Raw genomic sequence first — 285 nt, 5'->3', positions numbered from 1 at the left:
GGTTGGCCGCCGTGCAGGCCTCGCCCATGTTCCGCAGCTTGGCTGCCATGGCACCGGTGACAGCGGCGTCCAGGTCGGCGTCCTCGAACACCAGGAACGGGGCGTTGCCGCCGAGCTCCATCGAGGTGCGCAGCACGTTTTCGGACGCATCGGCCAGCAGTCGCCGTCCCACTTCGGTGGAGCCGGTGAAGGAGAGCTTGCGCAGCCGGGAGTCCTTGATCAGGGGCCCGGTGGTGGCCCCTGCCGTGGACGTGGGGATGACGTTGAGGACACCGGCCGGGAGGC

1 protein-coding gene is annotated in these 285 nt (G+C 69.8%); it reads right to left on the bottom strand.

The genetic code is table 11. From position 1 onward, the window contains the following. Positions 1–285: aldehyde dehydrogenase family protein (locus ACETK3_RS21390; RefSeq protein WP_373993605.1), on the bottom strand; the 285-nt coding region annotated here is incomplete at both ends.

Origin of the sequence: Arthrobacter sp. E44 (genome assembly GCF_041877125.1) — a bacterium.
Lineage (GTDB): Bacteria > Actinomycetota > Actinomycetes > Actinomycetales > Micrococcaceae > Arthrobacter.
Note: the sequence above shows the minus strand (reverse complement) of the source record. Positions and strands in the feature narration are given on the sequence as shown.